This is a genomic window from Neisseria sp. SLRRB23, assembly GCF_050896295.1.
GTDB lineage: Bacteria > Pseudomonadota > Gammaproteobacteria > Burkholderiales > Neisseriaceae > Neisseria.
The window spans coordinates 18,508-39,259 of record NZ_JBPBFH010000019.1 but is presented as its reverse complement, the minus strand read 5'-3'; the positions used below and the strand labels follow the sequence as shown (position 1 = coordinate 39,259).

Genomic DNA, 20,752 nt, shown 5'->3' with positions numbered 1-20,752 from the left:
TCGGGCCGTCTGCTGGCGGCCTGAAACTTTTTGCAAAGAAAACCATGTCCCAAGAAATCCTCGACCAAGTGCGTCGTCGCCGCACGTTTGCCATCATCTCCCACCCTGACGCGGGTAAAACCACGCTGACCGAAAAACTGCTGCTGTTTTCAGGTGCGATTCAAAGCGCGGGTACGGTAAAAGGCAAAAAAACCGGCAAATTTGCCACCTCCGACTGGATGGACATCGAGAAGCAGCGCGGCATTTCCGTGGCATCAAGCGTGATGCAGTTCGACTACAAAGACCATACCGTCAACCTCTTGGATACGCCGGGACACCAAGACTTCTCCGAAGATACCTACCGCGTATTGACCGCCGTGGACAGCGCATTGATGGTCATCGACGCAGCAAAAGGCGTGGAAGCGCAAACCATCAAACTCTTGAACGTCTGCCGCCTGCGCAATACGCCGATTGTCACGTTCATGAACAAATACGACCGCGAAGTGCGCGATTCTTTGGAATTGCTGGACGAAGTGGAAAACATCCTGCAAATCCGCTGCGCGCCCGTTACTTGGCCGATCGGCATGGGCAAAAACTTCAAAGGCGTGTACCACATCCTGAACGACGAAATCTATCTCTTTGAAGCGAGTGGCGAACGCCTGCCGCACGAGTTCGACATCATCAAAGGCATCGACAATCCCGAATTGGAACAACGCTTTCCGCTGGAAATCCAGCAGCTGCGCGACGAAATCGAATTGGTGCAGGCCGCTTCCAATGAATTTAATCTTGACGAATTTCTCGCCGGCGAACTCACGCCCGTGTTCTTCGGTTCGGCGATTAACAACTTCGGTATTCAGGAAATCCTCAATTCATTGATTGAATGGGCGCCCGCGCCGAAACCGCGCGACGCGACCGTACGCATGGTCGAACCGGACGAGCCGAAATTCTCCGGATTTATCTTCAAAATCCAAGCCAATATGGACCCGAAACACCGCGACCGCATCGCCTTCTTGCGCGTCTGCTCCGGNAAATTCGAGCGCGGCATGAAGATGAAACACCTGCGTATCAACCGCGAAATCGCCGCCTCCAGCGTGGTAACCTTCATGTCGCACGACCGCGAGCTGGTGGAAGAAGCCTACGCCGGAGACATCATCGGTATCCCGAACCACGGCAACATCCAAATCGGCGACAGCTTCTCCGAAGGCGAACAACTGGCGTTTACCGGCATCCCATTCTTCGCGCCCGAACTGTTCCGCAGCGTCCGCATCAAAAACCCGCTGAAAATCAAGCAACTGCAAAAAGGTTTGCAACAGCTTGGCGAAGAAGGCGCGGTGCAGGTTTTCAAACCGATGAGCGGCGCGGATTTGATTTTGGGCGCGGTCGGCGTGTTGCAATTTGAAGTCGTAACCTCGCGCCTCGCCAACGAATACGGCGTGGAAGCCGTGTTCGACAGCGCATCCATCTGGTCGGCGCGCTGGGTATCGTGCGAAGACAAGAAAAAGCTGGCTGAATTTGAAAAAGCCAACGCGGGCAATCTCGCCATCGACGCGGGCGGCAACCTCGCCTACCTCGCACCTAACCGCGTCAACCTGAATCTGACGCAAGAACGCTGGCCGGACATCGTGTTCCACGAAACGCGCGAGCATTCGGTTAAACTGTAAAACACAAAGGCCGTCTGAAACATTCAGACGGCCTTTTTTTCATTCGATATCAACCCAATAAATCCCAAGCAAACTTTCCAATGGTCAGGCACAGCAGCAACATAAATCCGTAACGCAGCTCAAATATTGTCTTATTTTAGCTTTTAGCATCTCACCAAACATTTTCGGAATGAATGTTGACCTTAACCTTAGGTCAAAGTTTATAATTTGTGCTCCTTCAGTTATCACATAGGCGAAAAACATGAAAAAACTTATGACTTTTATCACACTTAGCGCTGTTGCAATTTCAAATTATGCCCAAGCTAATGAACAACCGCATCAAGAACACATGAATATGCCAATGTCGACAGATTCTGCAATGCAACAAGAATTAATGCAAGGTATGAATCAAATGAATCAAGACATGATGGCAGCTGCGCAATATAAAGATCCTGATGTTGCTTTTGCAGCAGGTATGTTGCCACACCATATTGGCGCAGTAAAAATGGCGGAAGTTGAATTAAAATACGGAAAGGATCCTGAGATGCGTAAGCTTGCTGAGGATATTATTAACGCACAACAAGCGGAAATTGAACAAATGCAAAAATGGCTTAAAGCACACAACAAAAAAAGCTCCGTAAAATGATCTAACCCCAAAAGTTAGACTGATTTAGTTCAAGGACTGAGTTCTGTAATTCACAGAGCTCAGTCCTTTTAGTTTCCCCTGAATGCGCTCATGGTTGTAATAATGAATGTACTCATGAATCGTTTTTTCCAGTTGTTAGAACGTCTCAAATCATTTACCGTAATAACATTCCATTTTTAATCGTCCAAAGAAGCTTTCCATCGCACTATTATCTAATAAGGTTTATGCTGTTAAGGTCCAATAAGTTGATATATAAGCTGATATTCCCGATAATCACATTATTCGGAGTCGATATTACAGGCAGAATTTTAAAAGTAATCAGAGGGAATGTTTAATAAATCCTTTAACAATATATACCTTACCGAAGAAGGAAAAATGAACGCAATCCGAACTTTCCAAAACCGCACGCCCGAAATCCACGAAACCTGTATGATAGACGAAGCCTACGTCGTCATCGGCGAAGTGTCGCTTGCCGAAGATATTTCCGTGTGACCGTGTGCCGTGTTGCGCGGCAACGTGAACAGCATTACCGTCGGCGCGCGCAGCAATATACAGGACGGCCTCGCCTACCTCGCGCCTAACCGCGTGAATCTGGGACTCACGCAAGAACGCTGGCCGGACATCGTGTTCCACGAAACACGCGAGCATTCGGTGAAGCTGTAAGGTAACAGAAAACAAACATGCCGTCTGAAACCCAAAATTTCAGACGGCATGTTTATTCAACCCAAAATCTTATTCCGCTTGTCGGTATTGTTGCGACAGCCTTACATAATGCGCAGCCGAATACTTCAAAAAGGCTTTTTCCTCATCGGTCAACACGCGCACCTGTTTGACCGGCGAACCGACATAAAGATAGCCGCCCACCAAACGTTTGCGCGGAGGCACGAGGCTGCGCGCGCCGATCATCACTTCGTCCTCAATCACGGCATCATCCAAAACGGTGCTGCCCATACCGACCAAGACGCGGTTGCCGATACGGCATCCGTGCAACATGGCTTTGTGTCCAACGGTTACATCTTCTCCGATAACAAGCGGCGAGCCCTCGGGTTTGGCGGCGGTTTTGTGGGAAACGTGCAAAACGCTGCCGTCCTGTATATTGCTGCGCGCACCGACGACAATGCTGTTCACATCGCCGCGCAATACGGCATACGGCCATACGGAAACATTATCGGCAAGCGACACTTCTCCGATGACGACGCACGCTTCGTCTATCATGCAGGTTTCGTGGATTTCGGGAGTGTGGTTTTGGAAAGTTCGGATTGCGTTCATTTTTTTCTCCTTTACTGCCGTTGTCCGACTTATTCTCTAGATGCCGTCTGAAACAGGCTCAAACGGCACGGCTCATTTTCCAGCCTTAAGCGACTGCCACAGTCTGACACTGAGACGGCTGACATCGCTGGATTTCGGCGATACGATGAAACTTTTCTGCATCAGTTCTTTAGTCGGAAAAATCGATGCGTCGGATGTATATTTCGCATCCATCAGTTCTCGGGCAGGCAGACTGGCCGGTGCATAGGTTACGAAACTGCCGTTTTGCGCGGCAACTTTCGGATCCAGGGTGTAATTGATATATTTATGGGCATTGGCGACATTTTGCGCATCACGAGGAATCATCAGCGAATCCACCCATACACCCACGCCGGTTGTCGGTACCAATACCTTGATGTCCACACCGTTTGCCGATTCCCGGGCACGTGTTTTGGCAATGTTCAAATCGCCGCCGTAACCGATGGCGACACACAGGTTNCCGGTCGCCATATCGTCGATATAGCCTGAAGAAGTGAAGCGTTTGATGTCCGGACGGACGGTTTTCATCATATCGACGGCGGCTTTGATGTCTTCGGGATTTTCACTGTTGGGGTCTTTGCCCAAATAGTGTAATGCCAGGGGAATCTGTTCGATTGCGCTGTCAAAATAACTGATACCGCAGGATTTCAGTTTGCGCGTATATGCAGGATTAAATACCAAATCCCATTCGTTTTCGGGCAATTTGTCCGTACCCAATGCCTTTTTCACCTGCTGCGTATTGATTGCCAAGGTATTAATGCCCCAAAAATAAGGGACGGCATATTCGTTGCCCGGATCGACTTCCGCCATCATTTCCAGCAGGGAGGCATCGATGTTGGCGTAATTGGGTATCAGGCTTTTATCGATTTTCCGGTATGCGCCGGCTTTAATCTGCCTGCCGACATTGGCGACGGAAGGTACGACCAAATCATAACCGGACTTTCCGGTCAGCAGCTTGGCTTCGAGCGCCTCGTTGCTGTCATAATAGTCGTACCGGATATTGAGATGGGCATCTTTTTCAAAATCGGAGAGGGTTTGGGGATCGACGTAATCCGACCAATTATAGATATTGAGTTTGTCGGAAACAGTATGTTGCACTTGGGATGCTTCGGGCTCTGCGGTGGTTTGGCTGCCACCGCCGCATGCAGTCAAGACGAGGCCGAAAACTGCCGCCGCCATCAAGATTTTTCTCATGGATACAGTCCTTTTGTGAAAAAGAAAACATTGCAGTGGTCCGATACCACATACAAAAGGGAAACTGTGGGGGCGGCCGGCTTGCTTCCTTGTGCCCTTGATTCAGCTGGACTGAATTAAACGGCAAAAGACGCGGCAGTGCAATACTTAATTTTAATGCCGGAAAAAAAATATATGTGCAGCCGTTTATTTTCAAACAATGCACCTGCTCCGCCATCTTAAACGAATATGCCGTCTGAACGTGCCATACGTTCAGACGGCATAATGCCAAACAAACAAGTCAGTTGCTCAATACGTCCACACCCTGCGGGGGCGTAAATTTGAATGCGCCGCGCGAAAGGTTGGGTTTGGTGTTCAGGCTGCCGAAGCTGATGGAGGTCTGGTTGCCGAAGCTGTCTTTCAACTGCATGGCGGCGAGGTTGTCGCCTTTGAAGCCGATACGGATATATTGGTAGCCGGCGTTGTTTTTCTTAGGCGTTGCCAAGACGTAGTCGATACCGTTGGACGAGCCGTCTTCTTTGAGGGAGTAGCTGCTGTCAAGGGCGGTTTTGTTGGAGAGGATGGCGGCAGGGCTGTCGCCGATGGTTTGGTCTTGGGAGGACTTGGTCACTTGTGCCAAATCAACGTCATAGAGCCAAATGGTTTGACCGTCGCCTACAATGGTTTGTTTGTAGGGCTTGGTGTATTCCCATTTGAAGAGGCCCGGACGCAGGATTTTGAAAGTACCGTGTGCGGTTTGGGTTTTCTTTTTGCTTTGGACGGTTTGGGTGAAGCTGCCGCTGATACCGTCGGCATCGTTGTTGAATTTCTTGCGTGCATCCACTGCGCCTGCCTGTGCGAAACCGATGGTTGCGCTCAGGGAGCAAGCAGCGAGGAATTTAAGCAGGTTGTGTTGTTTCATCATTATTTTTCCTTGTTGGAAGGGATGTTGCGCCCAGTATCGATGTTACAAAATAACAATGCAAGCCGCTTATGGGCGGTTTACATTTTCCAAACAGTGTTTTCCAAGGGCTAATTTTTTGAAGATTCGGGATTTTTTCCTACAGAAAAGACAATCGGGTTTCACAATTCTTTAATGTATGCCGACTGTGCAAACTGTGGTATTTCATGGTTTTTGACGCGCAACGCCAAATTGTAAAGATTATATTCCTTATATTGTTTTTTTTAAACGCTATAATGTTTGTTTTCCGAAAAACGGCGGACTTGGAATGAAACCTGATATTTATGCCTTGCTCGAACTTGCCCTGCTTTCAGACGACCCCGATGAAAAAGGACGGCTGACGGATGAAGCGTTTGCCGCCGTTCAGAACATGGACGGTGCTGAAACAAACGCTCCGCTGCTGGACTTCTGCCACGCGGGACGGCCGTCTAAGCCTGTTTTGGTCGCGCCGTCGCAGCTGACGCCGCGCAAGATGAACACGACCGAAGGTTATGCGGCGATGCTGCACGCGATTGCACATATTGAGTTCAACGCCATCAATCTGGCTTTGGACGCGGCATACCGTTTCCGCACGCTGCCGTTTCAGTTTTTACGCGACTGGGTGAAAGTGGCGAAGGAAGAGGTTTACCATTTCCGCCTGATGCGCGAAAGGCTGCGCGCTTTCGGCTTCGATTACGGCGACTTCGAGGCGCACAACCATTTGTGGGACATGGCGTATAAAACCGCCTACGACCCGCTGTTGCGCATGGCGTTGGTACCGCGCGTATTGGAAGCGCGCGGGCTGGATGTTACGCCGGGGATACGCGCGAAGGTGGAGCAGCGCGGCGATTCGGAAACCTGCGGCGTGTTGGACATCATTTACCGCGACGAAGTGGGCCATGTCGCCATCGGCAACCATTGGTATCAACACCTCTGCCGCGAACGCGGTTTGGAACCGATTACCCTGTTCCGCAGTCTGATTGCCCGTTACGATATGTTTATCTTCCGCGGCTATGTGAACATCGAAGCGCGGGAAAAAGCGGGCTTCAGCCGCTTCGAATTGGATATGTTGGAAGATTTCGAGCAGGGTTTGAAACAGAACAAAAAGGTCGTCTGAAAACCCTGAATCCGCAGACGACCTCTGCTGAGGAACATTATGTCTCACCATCACGAACACCATCATCACGCACACGCCCACACGCATACCGCCAATAAAAAAGTATTGCGCGTGTCGTTCATCATCATCGCCGCCTTTATGCTGCTGGAGGCGGCCGGCGGCCGGCTGACCCACTCGCTCGCGCTGCTTTCCGACGCTGGGCATATGTTCGGCGACGCGTTTTCCTTGGGCGCGGCATTGTGGGCATTCAAACTCGGCGAAAAAGAAACCACGCTGCAAAAGACCTTCGGCTACAAACGTTTTGAAATCCTCACCGCCATGTTCAACGGCTTGTCGCTGGTGGTCATCGCCGTAATGATTTTCTACGAAGCCGTCAAACGCCTGCTTTATCCGCCCGAAATCGCCACGCCGGGGATGCTCGTCATCAGCATTATCGGACTGCTGGTCAACATCGGCGTGGCAGTTTATATGCTGAAAAACAGCGACACCGAAGCCAACGTCAATATGCGCGGCGCGTATCTGCACGTTTTAAGCGACCTTCTCGGCTCGGTCGGCGCGATTGCCGCCGCCGTACTTATGATGGCGTTCGGCTGGAAATGGGCAGATCCGCTCGTCAGTATGTTCGTTGCCGCGCTGGTCGGACGAAGCGGCCGGAGCCTGCTCAAACAAACGCTGCACATCCTGATGGAGGGCACACCCGAAAACATCCGCACCGACGACCTGCTCGACGTTATCCGCAACACCGAAGGCGTAAAATCCGTCCACGACTTACACGTCTGGACGATTACAAGCAATATCAACGCCCTATCCTGCCACATCGTCGTGGACGGCAGCATAACCGTTGCCGAATCCGAACAAATCGCCTACCGCATCGAACACGGTTTGTCCCACAAAAATATCGGACACTGCACCATCCAAATCGAAAGCGAACACCACCCGCATCCCGACAGCGTCTTGTGCGCCAACAAAACCGGCGGCGCGCACCATTGCCGCTGTCAAACCCAAAGCCTTGCAGGCAAACCCATCGGAAAACCAAAGGAAGCCTTATGATACAAGCCGTATTGTTCGACCTCGACAGCACGCTCGCCGACACCGCCCCGGACCTCGGCGGCGCGCTCAACGCCGTGTTGCGCCGCCACAACCTGCCCGAAAAAAGCATCGCGGAAATCCGCCCGTATGCCGGACACGGTGCGGCAGGACTGCTCAAACTCGGCGCAGGCATTACCCCCGACCACACCGACTACACCCGATGGCGCGCCGAATACCTAGACGAATACGACAGCCGCTACGCCCAAGACACCACCCTCTTCGACGGCGTGAACAAACTCATCGCCGAACTCGGNANACGCGGCATCAAATGGGGCATCATCACCAATAAACCCATGCGCTTCACCGACAAACTCGTNCCCAAACTCGGCTTCATCNNCCCACCCGCCGTCGTCGTCAGCGGCGACACCTGCGACGAGCCCAAGCCCAGCATCAAACCCATGCTGTATGCGTGCGGACAAATCCACGCCGACCCACAACACACACTCTACGTCGGAGATGCCGAACGCGACATCCAAGCAGGCCGCAACTCCGGTATGACGACCGTCCTCGCCGAATGGGGCTACATTTCAGATGAAGACGATACCGACTCATGGCAACCCGACTACCGCATCGCCACACCGATCGAACTAATCGGCTGCCTTAACAAAAAACAGGTATGAAAATGCCGTCTGAAAACCTTTCAGACGGCATTTCCCACATTTCGGTACAACCTCGACACCACATCAGAACCTACGCTTCAACTTGCACGCCTGAAGGATGTGCACAGCAAGCTCTTCCACCGATTTATCCGTCGTATTCGCAAACGGAATCCCATGCCGTCTGAACATACTCTGCGCGTCCGCCACCTCGCTGCGGCATGTATCGATTTTGGCATAAGTTGAATTCGGGCGGCGTTCTTGGCGGATGGCCTGCAGGCGTTCGGGCTGAATGGTGAGGCCGAACAACTTGTCTTTGTAAGGTTTGACCATACGCGGCAAATCACTGGATTCCAAATCATCGGGAATCAATGGATAGTTGGCTGCCCGGATGCCGTATTGCAACGCCAAATACAGGCAGGTCGGCGTTTTGCCCGAACGCGATACACCCATCAAGATTACATCCGCTTCCTGAAGGTTCTTATCGCTGACCCCGTCGTCGTGGTTCAATGAGAAATTCACCGCCTCCATACGCGCATCATAACGCTTCGTATTACCGATACTGTGATGCCCCTGCCCGGATGCAGTGGCTTCGGTATTGAGTTCCTTCTCCAACAGTCCCAAAAAAGTCTCAAAGAAATTAATCTGAAAAGCATCCGCCCCTTTGATAATCCGACGGATTTCGTCATCAACCACACTGACAAACGCAATCGGACGCTGTCCGTTTTCCTGCATATTCCGATTCACCTTCTCCACTACCGCCCTGGCTTTTTCAGGCGTATCGACAAACGGGTGCGTATGGCGCTTGAACTCTAAATTACCAAACTGGTTCAACAAGGCCTCACCGATATTCTCAGCCGTCAGCCCGGTGCGGTCGGAGATATAAAACACGTGGCGCAAACTGCTCATCTTCCATCCTCAAAATAAAGATTGAAGCACACATCATAACAGCAGCAACAAACATAAGGAAGGCGCACATACCGCCCCTACCTCGGATTACACGAAAACGGGAAAATAAAAATTTGAAACAAACCACAACCCAAAACAAATTTAGCAGGAGAAAATGCCAATAAATCGAACAAAAATCTGCCAAGAAAATATTAACCTATTCAAAACCACCTGTTTTACAAAGAAAACACCCAAGGAAAAACATGTTTGCCGGTAAAGAATTTCAAACCATTACATACCCCGAAAACTGCAACTTTTCAGACGGCATCACGATTTAAACAGATAAAACACATGACAGCATAGGAACGAATCGCTTAAAATAAGGGTGCGGATTTGTTTCTTTTTTAACATATTTTAGATTGGACACACAAATGGCCGACAACTACGTAATCTGGTTTGAAAACCTGCGTATGACAGATGTTGAAAGTGTAGGCGGAAAAAATGCCTCGCTGGGCGAAATGATCAGTCAACTGACTGAAAAAGGCGTTCGCGTTCCCGGAGGCTTTGCCACAACAGCCGATGCCTACCGTGCATTCCTCGCACACAACGGTCTGAGCGAACGCATTTCTGCCGCATTGGCAAAATTGGATGTCGAAGACGTTGCCGAACTGGCACGTGTCGGCAAGGAAATCCGCCAATGGATTTTGGACACCCCGTTCCCCGAACAGCTCGATGCCGAAATCGAAACGGCTTGGAACAAAATGGTTGCCGATGCCGGCGGTGCGGACATTTCCGTTGCCGTACGTTCTTCCGCAACTGCCGAAGACCTGCCGGACGCATCATTCGCCGGACAACAGGAAACCTTCCTGAATATCAATGGCTTGGAAAATGTTAAAGAAGCCATGCGCCACGTATTCGCCTCCCTGTACAACGACCGCGCCATCTCCTACCGCGTACATAAAGGCTTCGAACACGACATCGTCGCCCTTTCCGCCGGCGTACAACGCATGGTGCGTTCCGACAGCGGCGCATCCGGCGTGATGTTCACCCTCGATACCGAATCCGGTTACGATCAAGTCGTCTTTGTCACTTCATCCTACGGCTTGGGTGAAAACATCGTCCAAGGCGCAGTCAACCCCGACGAATTCTATGTATTCAAACCCACACTGAAAGCAGGCAAACCTGCCATCCTGCGCAAGACCATGGGTTCGAAACACATCAAAATGATTTTTACCGACAAAGCAGAAGCCGGTAAATCCGTAACCAACGTCGATGTCCCCGAGGAAGACCGCAACCGCTTCTCCATTACCGACGAAGAAATCACCGAGTTGGCGCATTACGCACTGACCATCGAAAAACACTACGGCCGCCCGATGGATATCGAATGGGGTCGCGACGGCTTGGACGGCAAACTCTACATCCTGCAAGCCCGTCCCGAAACCGTCAAATCCCAGGAAGAAGGCAGCCGCAACCTGCGCCGCTTCGCCATCAACGGCGACAAAACTGTATTATGCGAAGGCCGTGCCATCGGTCAAAAAGTCGGACAGGGTAAAGTACGCCTGATTAAAGATGCTTCCGAGATGGATTCCGTCGAAGCCGGCGACGTACTGGTTACCGACATGACCGATCCGGATTGGGAACCCGTGATGAAACGTGCTTCCGCCATCGTGACCAACCGCGGCGGACGCACCTGCCACGCAGCGATTATCGCGCGCGAACTGGGCATTCCTGCCGTTGTCGGCTGCGGTAATGCAACCGAATTGCTGAAAAACGGTCAAGAAGTTACCGTATCCTGCGCCGAAGGCGATACCGGCTTTATCTACTCCGGCCTGCTGGACGTACAAATTACCGATGTTGCTTTGGACAACATGCCTAAAGCACCTGTAAAAGTAATGATGAACGTCGGTAACCCCGAGCTCGCATTCAGCTTTGCCAATCTGCCCAGCGAAGGCATCGGTCTGGCACGCATGGAATTCATCATCAACCGCCAAATCGGTATCCACCCCAAAGCCTTGTTGGAATTTGACAAACAAGACGACGAATTGAAAGCGGAAATTACCCGCCGCATCGCCGGCTATGCGTCCCCTGTCGACTTCTATGTCGATAAAATCGCAGAAGGCGTGGCAACATTGGCTGCATCGGTTTACCCGCGTAAAACCATCGTCCGTATGTCCGACTTCAAATCCAACGAGTACGCCAACTTGGTCGGTGGCAGCATCTACGAACCGCACGAAGAAAACCCGATGCTGGGCTTCCGCGGCGCGGCGCGTTATGTCGCCGAAAGTTTCAAAGACTGCTTCGCCCTCGAATGCAAAGCCTTGAAACACGTCCGTGACGAAATGGGTCTGACCAACGTCGAAATCATGATTCCGTTCGTCCGCACTTTGGGCGAAGCCGAAGCCGTTGTTAAAGCCCTGAAAGAAAATGGTTTGGAACGCGGCAAAAACGGCTTGCGCCTGATCATGATGTGCGAGTTGCCAAGCAACGCGGTATTGGCAGAACAATTCCTGCAATACTTCGACGGCTTCTCTATCGGCTCTAACGATATGACCCAGCTGACCCTCGGCCTCGACCGCGACAGCGGCTTGGTGTCCGAATCCTTCGATGAACGCAACCCTGCCGTTAAAGTAATGTTGCACTTGGCGATCTCTGCCTGCCGCAAACAAAACAAATACGTCGGGATTTGCGGTCAAGGCCCGTCAGACCATCCGGACTTTGCCAAATGGCTGGTTGAAGAAGGCATAGAAAGCGTCTCCCTGAATCCGGATACCGTCATCGAAACCTGGCTGTATTTGGCTGATGAATTGAATAAATAATCAATGCCCATACCCCCAAGCCTGAAAAGCTCGGGGGTATTTTTCCAAACGACTTTACTCAAGCGATATATCCTGCCGATAAAGGCTAACCCCGCCTGAGATAATATTTGACACCTGCACGCCGACTGCCTACAATTCCCCCATTCTCCGAGCAACCGGCAACGGTCAGCTTCTTCTTTCAGACGGCATCCGCCCGTCTTTTCCTCTTCTATATATCATTATTATGCACGTCTCTGAATTACAAACCCTGCACATTTCCAAACTTTTAGAGTTGGCAGAAGAACACGCTATCGAAAATGCCAACCGTTTCCGCAAGCAAGACTTGGTTTTTGCCATCGTCCGTCAAATGATGAAAAAAGGTGAGAGTTTTACCTGCTCCGGCACACTCGAAATCCTGCCCGACGGTTTCGGTTTCCTCCGCAGCGCGGACACGTCCTATCTTGCGGGTCCTGATGACATATATGTCTCACCCACCCAAATCCGNCGCTTCAACCTGCATACGGGCGACACCATCGAAGGCAGTGTGCGCGTCCCCAAAGACAACGAACGCTATTTTGCCCTAGTCAGACTGGATTCCATCAACGGCGACCACCCGGAAGTATGCCGCCATAAAATCCTGTTTGAAAACCTGACTCCTCTGTTTCCAACCAAACAGTTAAAACTGGAACGCGATTTAAAGTCCGAAGAAAACCTGACCGGACGAGCCATCGACCTGATTTCGCCCATCGGCAAAGGTCAACGCGCCCTCTTGGTTGCCCCGCCCAAAAGCGGTAAAACCGTGATGCTGCAAAATATTGCCCATGCCATTACCGCAAACTATCCTGAAGTCGAGCTCATCGTCCTCTTGATTGACGAGCGTCCCGAAGAAGTTACCGAAATGAGCCGCTCCGTCCGTGGCGAAGTAGTCTCCTCCACCTTTGACGAGCCGGCGCAACGCCACGTCCAAGTTGCCGAAATGGTGCTTGAAAAAGCCAAGCGTATGGTGGAACACAAAAAAGACGTGGTCATCCTGCTTGATTCGATTACTCGCCTTGCCCGTGCCTACAACACCGTCGTGCCTACCTCGGGCAAAATCCTGACCGGCGGTGTCGATGCTAACGCACTGCATCGCCCCAAACGTTTCTTCGGCGCGGCGCGCAACGTGGAAGAAGGCGGTTCGCTGACCATCATCGCCACCGCATTGGTTGAAACCGGCAGCCGTATGGACGATGTGATTTACGAAGAATTCAAAGGCACCGGCAATATGGAATTGCACCTTGACCGCCGTATGGCGGAAAAACGTCTCTTCCCCGCCATCAACATCAACAAATCCGGCACGCGCCGCGAAGAACTGCTTGTTCCAAACGACCAGCTGCAACGTATGTGGCTCTTACGCAAATTCCTGCACCCGATGGATGAAATCGAAGCTGCCGAATTTTTAATCGGAAAAATCAAAGCCTCTAAAAACAATGATGATTTCTTTGAACTGATGCGCGGAAAATAAACGCGCCGCCCGCATTAATGCGAAATGCCGTCTGAAGCCTGAAAATCGGGTTTCAGACGGCATTTTCATTCACACGGTCCCGGTGCGGTAACGGCGCAACCGCCGGCAGTGTCCGTATCTGCCCGCCGAATGTGCAGCCTTTGCAAAGCCGGCTTTAAGGCATCCGTACCGGCACTGAAAACCGATGCGGGAACTTGATTCGAGATTGCAGCAAACCGCGTCCATTCTTATATAAATTTTATTTTTATTTCATAACTAAAATTTTTTAAAATATTAATCAATAAATTAATTTTATTAAACGGAAATATTGTCAACAATATTTTGCCTTATCCTCCAAACCTCTGTATATTTTCCTACGGTAGATTGTTGACAATCCATCCGCCCCCATATGCGCCGCCTGAGGATGCACCCTCCTGCCGGACAACGGATACGACGGATCGGATGCACTATTTTCACGTTCAAACAAGGGATTTGTTTCACACAGGGCGGCACATCGGCACAATTCCCCGCGCCTCCCGGACAAGCCCCGACCCCGCCTTCCCGAAAGACAGGATCCAACCATTAAGGAAACTTCAATCAAAATGAAAAAACACATATGGGCGGCATCTTTGCTGCCGGCATCCCTATCGGCAGAACCATTAAACTGGTGGAAACCTTATTCCGCCATCAATTCGGGCGATACCGCCTGGGTGATGACTGCGGCTGCCTTGGTATTGTTGATGACGCTTCCCGGGCTGGCTTTATTCTACGGCGGTATGGTGCGGAAAAAAAACCTGCTCTCGACGATGATGCACAGCTTTTCCATCGCGGCATTGGTGGGCATTCTTTGGGTCGCAGTCGGCTATTCTTTGGCGTTCACGCCGGGAAATGCCTTTATCGGCGGTTTGGGGCGCGTATTTTTAAGCGGGATGCAGATAGACGCTGCCGCAAAAATGTTGACCGTCTCGCCTAATGCGCCGACTGTTCCCGAACCGGTATTTATGTTTTTCCAGATGACGTTTGCCATTATTTCGACCGCCATTATTACTGGCGCGTTTGCCGAACGGATGAAATATTCGGCAATGATGCTGTTTTCGGGCATATGGTTTTTATTGGTTTATGTGCCGGGCGCGCATTGGGTGTGGGGCGGCGGCTTTATGAGCAAAGGCGGCGTATTGGATTATGCCGGCGGTACGGTGGTGCACATCAATGCCAGTATCGCGGGACTCGTCGCCGCCTTGGTTTTGGGCAGGCGCATAGGCTACGGGCGCGAGGCGATGCCTCCGCACAATATGGCGATGACGCTGATCGGCGCGGCAATGTTGTGGTTCGGCTGGTTCGGCTTTAACGCCGGTTCGGCACTTGCGGCAGACGCGGCGGCGGGTATGGCGATGGCGGTAACGCAGGTGTCGGCCGTATTCGGCGCGGCAGGCTGGCTTGCCTGCGAAAAAATAGCGGGACACAAACCTTCCGCTTTGGGGCTGGCTTCCGGCGCGGTTTCCGGGCTGGTCGGCATCACCCCTGCCGCCGGCTTTACCGGCCCGTCGGGCGCGGCCGCCATCGGTATATTGACTGCCGCCGCGTGCTTTGTGTCCGTCACCGTCGTCAAACACAAATTGCGTTACGATGATTCTTTGGACGCTTTCGGCATACACGGATTCGGCGGGCTGGTGGGCGGAATATTGACCGGCATCTTTTTCGACAACCGCATTTTCGGCGGGGATGCGGCAGTTTGGCAGCAGTTGTGGATACAGGTAAAAGACGGGTTCGTTATGGCGGCATACAGCGGGCTGATGAGTTGGGCGATTTTGAAGGTTGTGGGGAAAATCTGCGGCGGCCTGCGCGTCGGCAAGGATGTCGAACGCGAAGGTTTGGATCTGAATATCCACGGCGAACGCGTGGAATAAGGGCGGCTATGCCGTCTGAAGCCTGAAAATCGGGTTTCAGACGGCATTTTTCACGTTTGCCGCCGATGGATAAACATATAGTGGATTAACAAAAATCAGGACAAGGCGACGAAGCCGCAGACAGTACAAATAGTACGGAACCGATTCACTTGGTGCTTCAGCACCTTAGAGAATCGTTCTCTTTGAGCTAAGGCGAGTCAACGCCGTACTGGTTTTTGTTAATCCACTATACTGCCTGCGACGCTTAACGGCTGTCTTTCCACTGATAATATTTCGAGCCGAGGAAAGAACCGAGCTTTCTCAGAAACGGCTGGAGGATGATATTCGGCTGGCGCAACTGNTCAAACGGCTTCAGACGGCATTCGTCCCCTAAAATTGCTTCGGCAACCGCCAAACCGGCAATACCCGTTATTGCCATACCATGGCCGGAATAACCTTGCGCATAAAAAACATTCGCGGCCAAACGTCCGAAATGCGGGACAAGGTTGGCGGTAATATCGCACTCCCCGCCCCACGAAGATTCGATTTTGACATCGCCAAGCTGCGGAAAAACTTTAAGCATATCTTGGCGGACAAGCTCGGTCATACGCGCGGGATCGTCGATAAACTCGTTATCCTTACCGCCGAAAAGCAGCCTGCCCTCCGCGCTGAGGCGGTAATAGTCCAAAATATGGCGGTTGTCGCATACTGCCATATTGTTGCGGATAAGCTCTTTTGCGCGCGCGCCCAAGGGTTCGGTGGCAATAATAAAGGTGCTGACGGCAATCGCCTTGCGTTCCAAAGGCCGGAATATCGGGTTCAAACCTGCATAGGTATTAACGGCATAGACCACATTTTTGCATTCGACACTGCCTTCCGGAGTGTAAACCAACCAACCGTTTTGATAAGGTTCAATGCGTATCATAGGAGAATGCTCAAAAATCTGCGCCCCGGCTTCGGCAGCGGCACCGGCAACACCCAACGTGTAATTGAGCGGATGCAGGTGTCCGGACAGGGGGTCGAATTGCGCCCCTTGGTACATATCGCTGTCAAGCTGCTGTTTCAACTCGGCTTTATCCCAAAGTTGATAATGACTCGCACCGTAATATTTTTGGGCGTGCTCATGCCATTGTTGCAATTCTTCCCAATGTTGCGGACGGACGGCAACCGTGGCATAACCGCGTTGCCAATCACAGTCAATCGCATATTTGCGTACGCGCTCGTCCACAAGCTCAACCGCCTGTAAAGACTGCTGCCAAAACCATTGCGCCTGCTCTAAACCGACCTGTTTTTCAATTTCCTCCATACCGCAGGCGTAGTCGCTGATGACCTGCCCGCCGCTCCTGCCGGATGCGCCGAAACCGATACGCGCGGCTTCCAACACAACCGTTTCATGTCCCTGCTCCGCCAAGGGCAGTGCAGTGCACAAACCACTCAAACCGCCACCGATGATACAGGTATCGGTTTTCAGACGGCATTGAAGTTTCGGATAAACAGTATGAGGATTAACCGAACTAAAATAATAAGAAGGCAGATATTCTTGAAAATCAGGACGAATCATGATGTTTACTTTATCAGGTATATTTTCAGACGGCATGATACAGGCTGTCGAACCATATCGTCCAAACAGAAAATCGATTTAAGAAAACAGGCTGACCCAGTCATGCGGTCAGCCTGCCTTGTTAGTTAATTTGCTTTCTCGGCAGCCAATTTTTCTTGGCGGTAGGCTTCCGCTGCCTCACGGTCGCGCTTGGTTGCCTGCCTCATCATCCAATAATTGACGATGATGACCAATGTTCCGATGATACCGATCAGGATGGTTGCCAAGACATTCATCTGAGGATCAAGACCCAGCTTGATTTTGGAGAAAATCACCTGCGGCAATGTAGAAGAACCGGGGCCGGACAGGAAGGAGGTAATCACCAAATCATCCAAAGACAGGGTAATGCCGAGCAGAAAGCCTGAAGCAATGGCAGGGGCAATCAAAGGCAAAGTGATGACAAAAAAGATTTTCAGCGGACGCGCACCCAAATCCATTGCAGCTTCTTCGAGCGATTGGTCAAGCTCAACCAGACGCGAACGGATAACAACGGTAATGTATGCCATGCAAAGCGTGGTATGCCCTAAGAAAATAGTGAAAAAGCCTCGATCAAAATAAAGCGATTGCAGCAATTCGCTACCTTGCAGGAACATTTGCACCTGAATAATCAAGAGCAGCATGGACAAACCGGTAATCACGTCAGGCATAACCATAGGTGCGGAAATCATACCCGCGAACAAGGTACTGCCGCGGAAACGTTTGATACGCGCCATCGCATAGCCCGCCAGCGTACCCAAAACGACGGCGGCAAGCGAAGACACAACGGCAATACGCAGCGATAACCAAGCAGCTTCCAAGATGGTGTCGTTTTCCAGCAATGCGCCGTACCACTTGGTCGAAAAGCCTCCCCAAACGGTAACGAGCTTGGATTCGTTAAACGAATAGACAACCAAAACGACCAGCGGGATATACAGAAACGCCAGCGACAACATCAGCATCAGTTTCAGGAACCAAGACAATTTGGATTTCTGCATTATTTGGCTCCTTCTTCCAATTCGCGGTTTTCATAATGCTGGAACAGCGCAATCGGCACGACCAGCAGCGCGACCATCACGACGGCGACGGCGGAAGCCAACGGCCAGTTGTTTTGATCAAAGAATGCCTGCCACAAGACTTTACCAATCATCAAGTTTTCCGAACCTCCGACCAGCTCGGGAATCACGAATTCACCGACTGCTGGAACGAAAACCAGCATTGAACCTGCAATAATGCCGGTTTTAGACAAAGGCAGTGTAATCGTCAAGAACGACTTGACCGGTCCCGCACCCAAATCGGAAGCTGCTTCGAGCAGGCGGCTGTCCAGTTTCACCAGCTGCGTGTAAAGCGGCAGAATCATAAACGGCAGATAGGCATAAACCATCACCAAGTTCAATGAGAACGCATTGTAGAACAAATCTAATGGCTCACTGATAATACCCATATTAATCAATAAGTTGTTTATGATGCCGTTATGCCCGAGCAAACCCATCCACGCATAAACACGCAGCAGGAACGATGTCCAGAAAGGTAACATGATGGCAAGCAGCAAACCATTACGGACAGAAGGATTGGCACGGGAAATCGCATATGCTGTCGGATAACCAACCAACAGACAAATTACCGTCGTAGTCAGTGCAGTTTTTATTGAAGACCAATAGGTCATAAGATAGATATTGCTGTTTTCGCTATCGCCGAAGGGATTCAGGGTGTTCCAGAAATTTTGGAAAATATCGGCATAGTTTTGATAACTGATGGAGATATTCAAACGACCTAAATCTTCATCGATACTGGTCAACGGCGTAAACGGCGGAATGGCAATTTCTTGTTCGGCAAAGCTGATTTTCAGCACGATGGCGAACGGAATCAGAAACAGCACCAAAAGCCAAATATACGGCACGGCTATGACCGCGCGCTGCCCCGGGCGGCGGAACAGTTTGTTTTTCAGTTTTTTAAGGTTCATCTCACTCCCCTTAAATCAACGGAACAACGGAGTCGGTTGGTTTTCCGGCCAGCTGATATACACGGTTTCGTCCCAAGTTGGCGGCGTGATGTTACGCACATACCAGTAAGGGGCAGGGACTTGGCTTTTGACGACGCGCCCGTTGGCGAGTTTGATGTGGTAAATGGCGAAGCTGCCCAAATAGGCAATTTCTTTTACCGTGCCTTTCGCCCAGTTGTAGTCGCCCAAATGATCAGGTTTTTCTTTATATAAATCAATATCCTCTGGTCGAATACTAACCCAAAGATCCTGCTCGCTCGGGCCGCCCAAACCATGATCGATACGGACGTGGTTTTCCAAACCTTCGCATTCGATGACGGCATAATCCGCATGATCTTCAATCACGACACCGTCAAAAATATTGGTTTCGCCGATAAACTCGGCAGTGAAGCGGCTGTTGGGATAGTCATACACATCGCTGGGTGTACCGACCTGCTGCAACTGACCGTCAGACATAATGGCGATGCGGGTCGCCATCGTCATCGCCTCTTCTTGGTCGTGCGTAACCATAATACAGGTTACGCCGACTTGTTCCAGCGTATTGACCAACTCAAGCTGGGTTTGCTGGCGCAATTTTTTGTCCAACGCGCCGAGGGGCTCATCCAGCAGTAGAATTTTCGGACGTTTTGCCAGACTGCGTGCCAAAGCGATGCGCTGCTGCTGACCACCGGACAATTGATGAGGCTTGCGCTTGGCATACTTGGTCATCTGAACCAGGCGCAGCATTTCTTCCACACGTGCGGCGATTTCGTCCTTAGGCATTTTGTCCTGCTTCAATCCGAAGGCAATGTTCTGCTCCACGGTCATATGCGGAAAAAGCGCGTAACTTTGGAACATCATATTGATGGGGCGGTCATAGGGTGCAAGTTTGGTAATATCCTGACCGTCAAGGATGATTTTGCCCTGATTGGGGCTTTCCATACCCGCCAGCATACGCAGCAGCGTAGATTTTCCGCTGCCGGAACTGCCCAAAAGGGCGAAGATTTCGTGTTGATAAATGTCCAAGTCGATGTTATCGACAGCGTAATTGTCACCAAACTTTTTCACCAAGCCTTGGATTTTGAGATAAGGTTTGGCTGAAGACGCAGTGGTTGCGGTCATAATGGCAATACTCCAATAAAAAGACGAGTACCGGCAAAACGGATTTTCGAATGGGTGATAAAAAGCTGTTTGATTGCTGGCGGGAGTCGCAACGTCTGATGCCGTCTGAAACTCTTGTGAAGCGCACGGGCAGCATGAAATGGAACAGGATTCCAAAGAACTTTGTATTATATTAGTTTATGCGGTTTTCGGGCAATAAATATGGATTTGAACTTGTCGGAAAGCAACAGAAAAGAAAACACCGCCCATTTTCTGGGCGGTGTCGGAAAGCGCAATTATTTACGCAGACCCAAGCGGGTAATCAACGCACGATAAGTATCGGGTTGGGTACGGCGCAAATATGCCAACAAACGGCGACGTTGGCTAACCATTTTCAGCAGACCACGACGGCTGTGATGGTCTTTAGGGTTAGCTTTAAAATGCGGGGTCAAATCATTGATACGAAAAGTCAGCAAGGCAACTTGTACTTCGGAAGAACCGGTATCGCCTTCTTTACGTTGGAAATCTTTAACGATTTGCGCTTTTTGTTCTACGGTCAATGCCATAATGAAAAC

17 protein-coding genes and 3 pseudogenes are annotated in these 20,752 nt (G+C 50.9%); 10 read left to right on the top strand and 10 right to left on the bottom strand.

What is annotated here, in order from left to right; all coding sequences use genetic code 11:
• Window positions 1–44: 44 nt before the first annotated feature.
• Complete coding sequence (locus ACRPFF_RS06635) at window positions 45–1,640, top strand: peptide chain release factor 3 (protein ID WP_432674161.1); 1,596 nt, start codon at window positions 45–47, stop codon at window positions 1,638–1,640.
• 241 nt (window positions 1,641–1,881) lie between these two features.
• On the top strand, window positions 1,882–2,265 hold the full coding sequence (gene copM / locus ACRPFF_RS06630; protein WP_432674160.1) for a CopM family metallochaperone: 384 nt from the start codon (window positions 1,882–1,884) through the stop codon (window positions 2,263–2,265).
• A gap of 24 nt (window positions 2,266–2,289) precedes the next feature.
• Here copM and ACRPFF_RS06625 read toward each other — a convergent pair.
• Window positions 2,290–2,481: pseudogene (locus tag ACRPFF_RS06625) on the bottom strand (IS3 family transposase); the annotation flags it as partial.
• Window positions 2,482–2,640: 159 nt separating this feature from the next.
• On the opposite strand from ACRPFF_RS06625, the pseudogene ACRPFF_RS06620 reads away from it, so the two are divergent.
• Window positions 2,641–2,826, top strand: a pseudogene (locus ACRPFF_RS06620) (gamma carbonic anhydrase family protein); the annotation flags it as partial.
• Window positions 2,827–2,928: pseudogene (locus tag ACRPFF_RS06615) on the top strand (gamma carbonic anhydrase family protein); the annotation flags it as partial. It abuts the pseudogene before it with no gap.
• 69 nt (window positions 2,929–2,997) lie between these two features.
• Here ACRPFF_RS06615 and ACRPFF_RS06610 read toward each other — a convergent pair.
• The 3 genes from ACRPFF_RS06610 to lolA form a co-directional block, all read right to left on the bottom strand.
• A complete protein-coding gene (locus ACRPFF_RS06610) occupies window positions 2,998–3,534 on the bottom strand; it encodes a gamma carbonic anhydrase family protein (protein WP_432674159.1) in 537 nt (178 codons plus the stop codon).
• A gap of 72 nt (window positions 3,535–3,606) precedes the next feature.
• Window positions 3,607–4,746 (bottom strand): polyamine ABC transporter substrate-binding protein, encoded by a 1,140-nt coding sequence (locus ACRPFF_RS06605; RefSeq protein ID WP_432674158.1) that lies wholly within the window; start codon window positions 4,744–4,746, stop codon window positions 3,607–3,609.
• A gap of 280 nt (window positions 4,747–5,026) precedes the next feature.
• Window positions 5,027–5,650 (bottom strand): outer membrane lipoprotein chaperone LolA, encoded by a 624-nt coding sequence (lolA, locus tag ACRPFF_RS06600; protein WP_432674157.1) that lies wholly within the window; start codon window positions 5,648–5,650, stop codon window positions 5,027–5,029.
• Between the two features lie 304 nt (window positions 5,651–5,954).
• Here lolA and ACRPFF_RS06595 point away from each other — a divergent pair, with 304 nt between their 5' ends.
• The 3 genes from ACRPFF_RS06595 to ACRPFF_RS06585 are packed head-to-tail and all read left to right on the top strand — an operon-like array spanning window position 5,955 to window position 8,491.
• Window positions 5,955–6,782, top strand: coding sequence for a ferritin-like domain-containing protein (locus tag ACRPFF_RS06595; protein ID WP_432674156.1), 828 nt, complete (start codon window positions 5,955–5,957; stop codon window positions 6,780–6,782).
• A gap of 39 nt (window positions 6,783–6,821) precedes the next feature.
• Window positions 6,822–7,832, top strand: coding sequence for a cation diffusion facilitator family transporter (locus ACRPFF_RS06590; protein WP_314168897.1), 1,011 nt, complete (start codon window positions 6,822–6,824; stop codon window positions 7,830–7,832).
• Window positions 7,829–8,491: an HAD family hydrolase gene (locus ACRPFF_RS06585; RefSeq protein ID WP_432674155.1), complete on the top strand. Its 663-nt coding sequence runs from the start codon at window positions 7,829–7,831 to the stop codon at window positions 8,489–8,491. Before ACRPFF_RS06590 ends, ACRPFF_RS06585 begins: the two co-directional genes overlap by 4 nt.
• 63 nt (window positions 8,492–8,554) lie before the next feature.
• Here the strand turns inward: ACRPFF_RS06585 and ppsR are convergent, their stop codons facing one another.
• Complete coding sequence (gene ppsR, locus ACRPFF_RS06580; protein WP_107859319.1) at window positions 8,555–9,376, bottom strand: posphoenolpyruvate synthetase regulatory kinase/phosphorylase PpsR; 822 nt, start codon at window positions 9,374–9,376, stop codon at window positions 8,555–8,557.
• 410 nt (window positions 9,377–9,786) lie between these two features.
• Here ppsR and ppsA point away from each other — a divergent pair, with 410 nt between their 5' ends.
• The 3 genes from ppsA to ACRPFF_RS06565 all read left to right on the top strand — a co-directional run bounded on the left by ppsA (window position 9,787) and on the right by ACRPFF_RS06565 (window position 15,540).
• Entirely contained in the window at window positions 9,787–12,171 is a 2,385-nt protein-coding gene (gene ppsA / locus ACRPFF_RS06575) for a phosphoenolpyruvate synthase (protein WP_432674154.1), read from the top strand.
• A gap of 223 nt (window positions 12,172–12,394) precedes the next feature.
• On the top strand, window positions 12,395–13,654 hold the full coding sequence (gene rho / locus ACRPFF_RS06570; RefSeq protein WP_003710445.1) for a transcription termination factor Rho: 1,260 nt from the start codon (window positions 12,395–12,397) through the stop codon (window positions 13,652–13,654).
• A 581-nt stretch (window positions 13,655–14,235) separates the two neighbouring features.
• A complete protein-coding gene (locus ACRPFF_RS06565; RefSeq protein WP_432674153.1) occupies window positions 14,236–15,540 on the top strand; it encodes an ammonium transporter in 1,305 nt (434 codons plus the stop codon).
• 244 nt (window positions 15,541–15,784) lie between these two features.
• Here ACRPFF_RS06565 and ACRPFF_RS06560 read toward each other — a convergent pair whose 3' ends face one another.
• The 5 genes from ACRPFF_RS06560 to rpsO all read right to left on the bottom strand — a co-directional run bounded on the left by ACRPFF_RS06560 (window position 15,785) and on the right by rpsO (window position 20,743).
• Window positions 15,785–17,080: an NAD(P)/FAD-dependent oxidoreductase gene (locus tag ACRPFF_RS06560; RefSeq protein ID WP_432674166.1), complete on the bottom strand. Its 1,296-nt coding sequence runs from the start codon at window positions 17,078–17,080 to the stop codon at window positions 15,785–15,787.
• A 125-nt stretch (window positions 17,081–17,205) separates the two neighbouring features.
• Entirely contained in the window at window positions 17,206–18,093 is an 888-nt protein-coding gene (locus ACRPFF_RS06555; protein ID WP_003675707.1) for an ABC transporter permease subunit, read from the bottom strand.
• The gene (locus ACRPFF_RS06550) at window positions 18,093–19,058 is read right to left on the bottom strand and encodes an ABC transporter permease subunit (protein ID WP_432674152.1); all 966 of its coding nucleotides are present in this window, start codon (window positions 19,056–19,058) and stop codon (window positions 18,093–18,095) included. Before ACRPFF_RS06550 ends, ACRPFF_RS06555 begins: the two co-directional genes overlap by 1 nt.
• Window positions 19,059–19,073: 15 nt before the next feature.
• Entirely contained in the window at window positions 19,074–20,198 is a 1,125-nt protein-coding gene (locus tag ACRPFF_RS06545; RefSeq protein ID WP_308031272.1) for an ABC transporter ATP-binding protein, read from the bottom strand.
• A 275-nt stretch (window positions 20,199–20,473) separates the two neighbouring features.
• Complete coding sequence (gene rpsO / locus ACRPFF_RS06540; protein ID WP_002217790.1) at window positions 20,474–20,743, bottom strand: 30S ribosomal protein S15; 270 nt, start codon at window positions 20,741–20,743, stop codon at window positions 20,474–20,476.
• Between the last annotated feature and the right edge of the window lie 9 nt (window positions 20,744–20,752).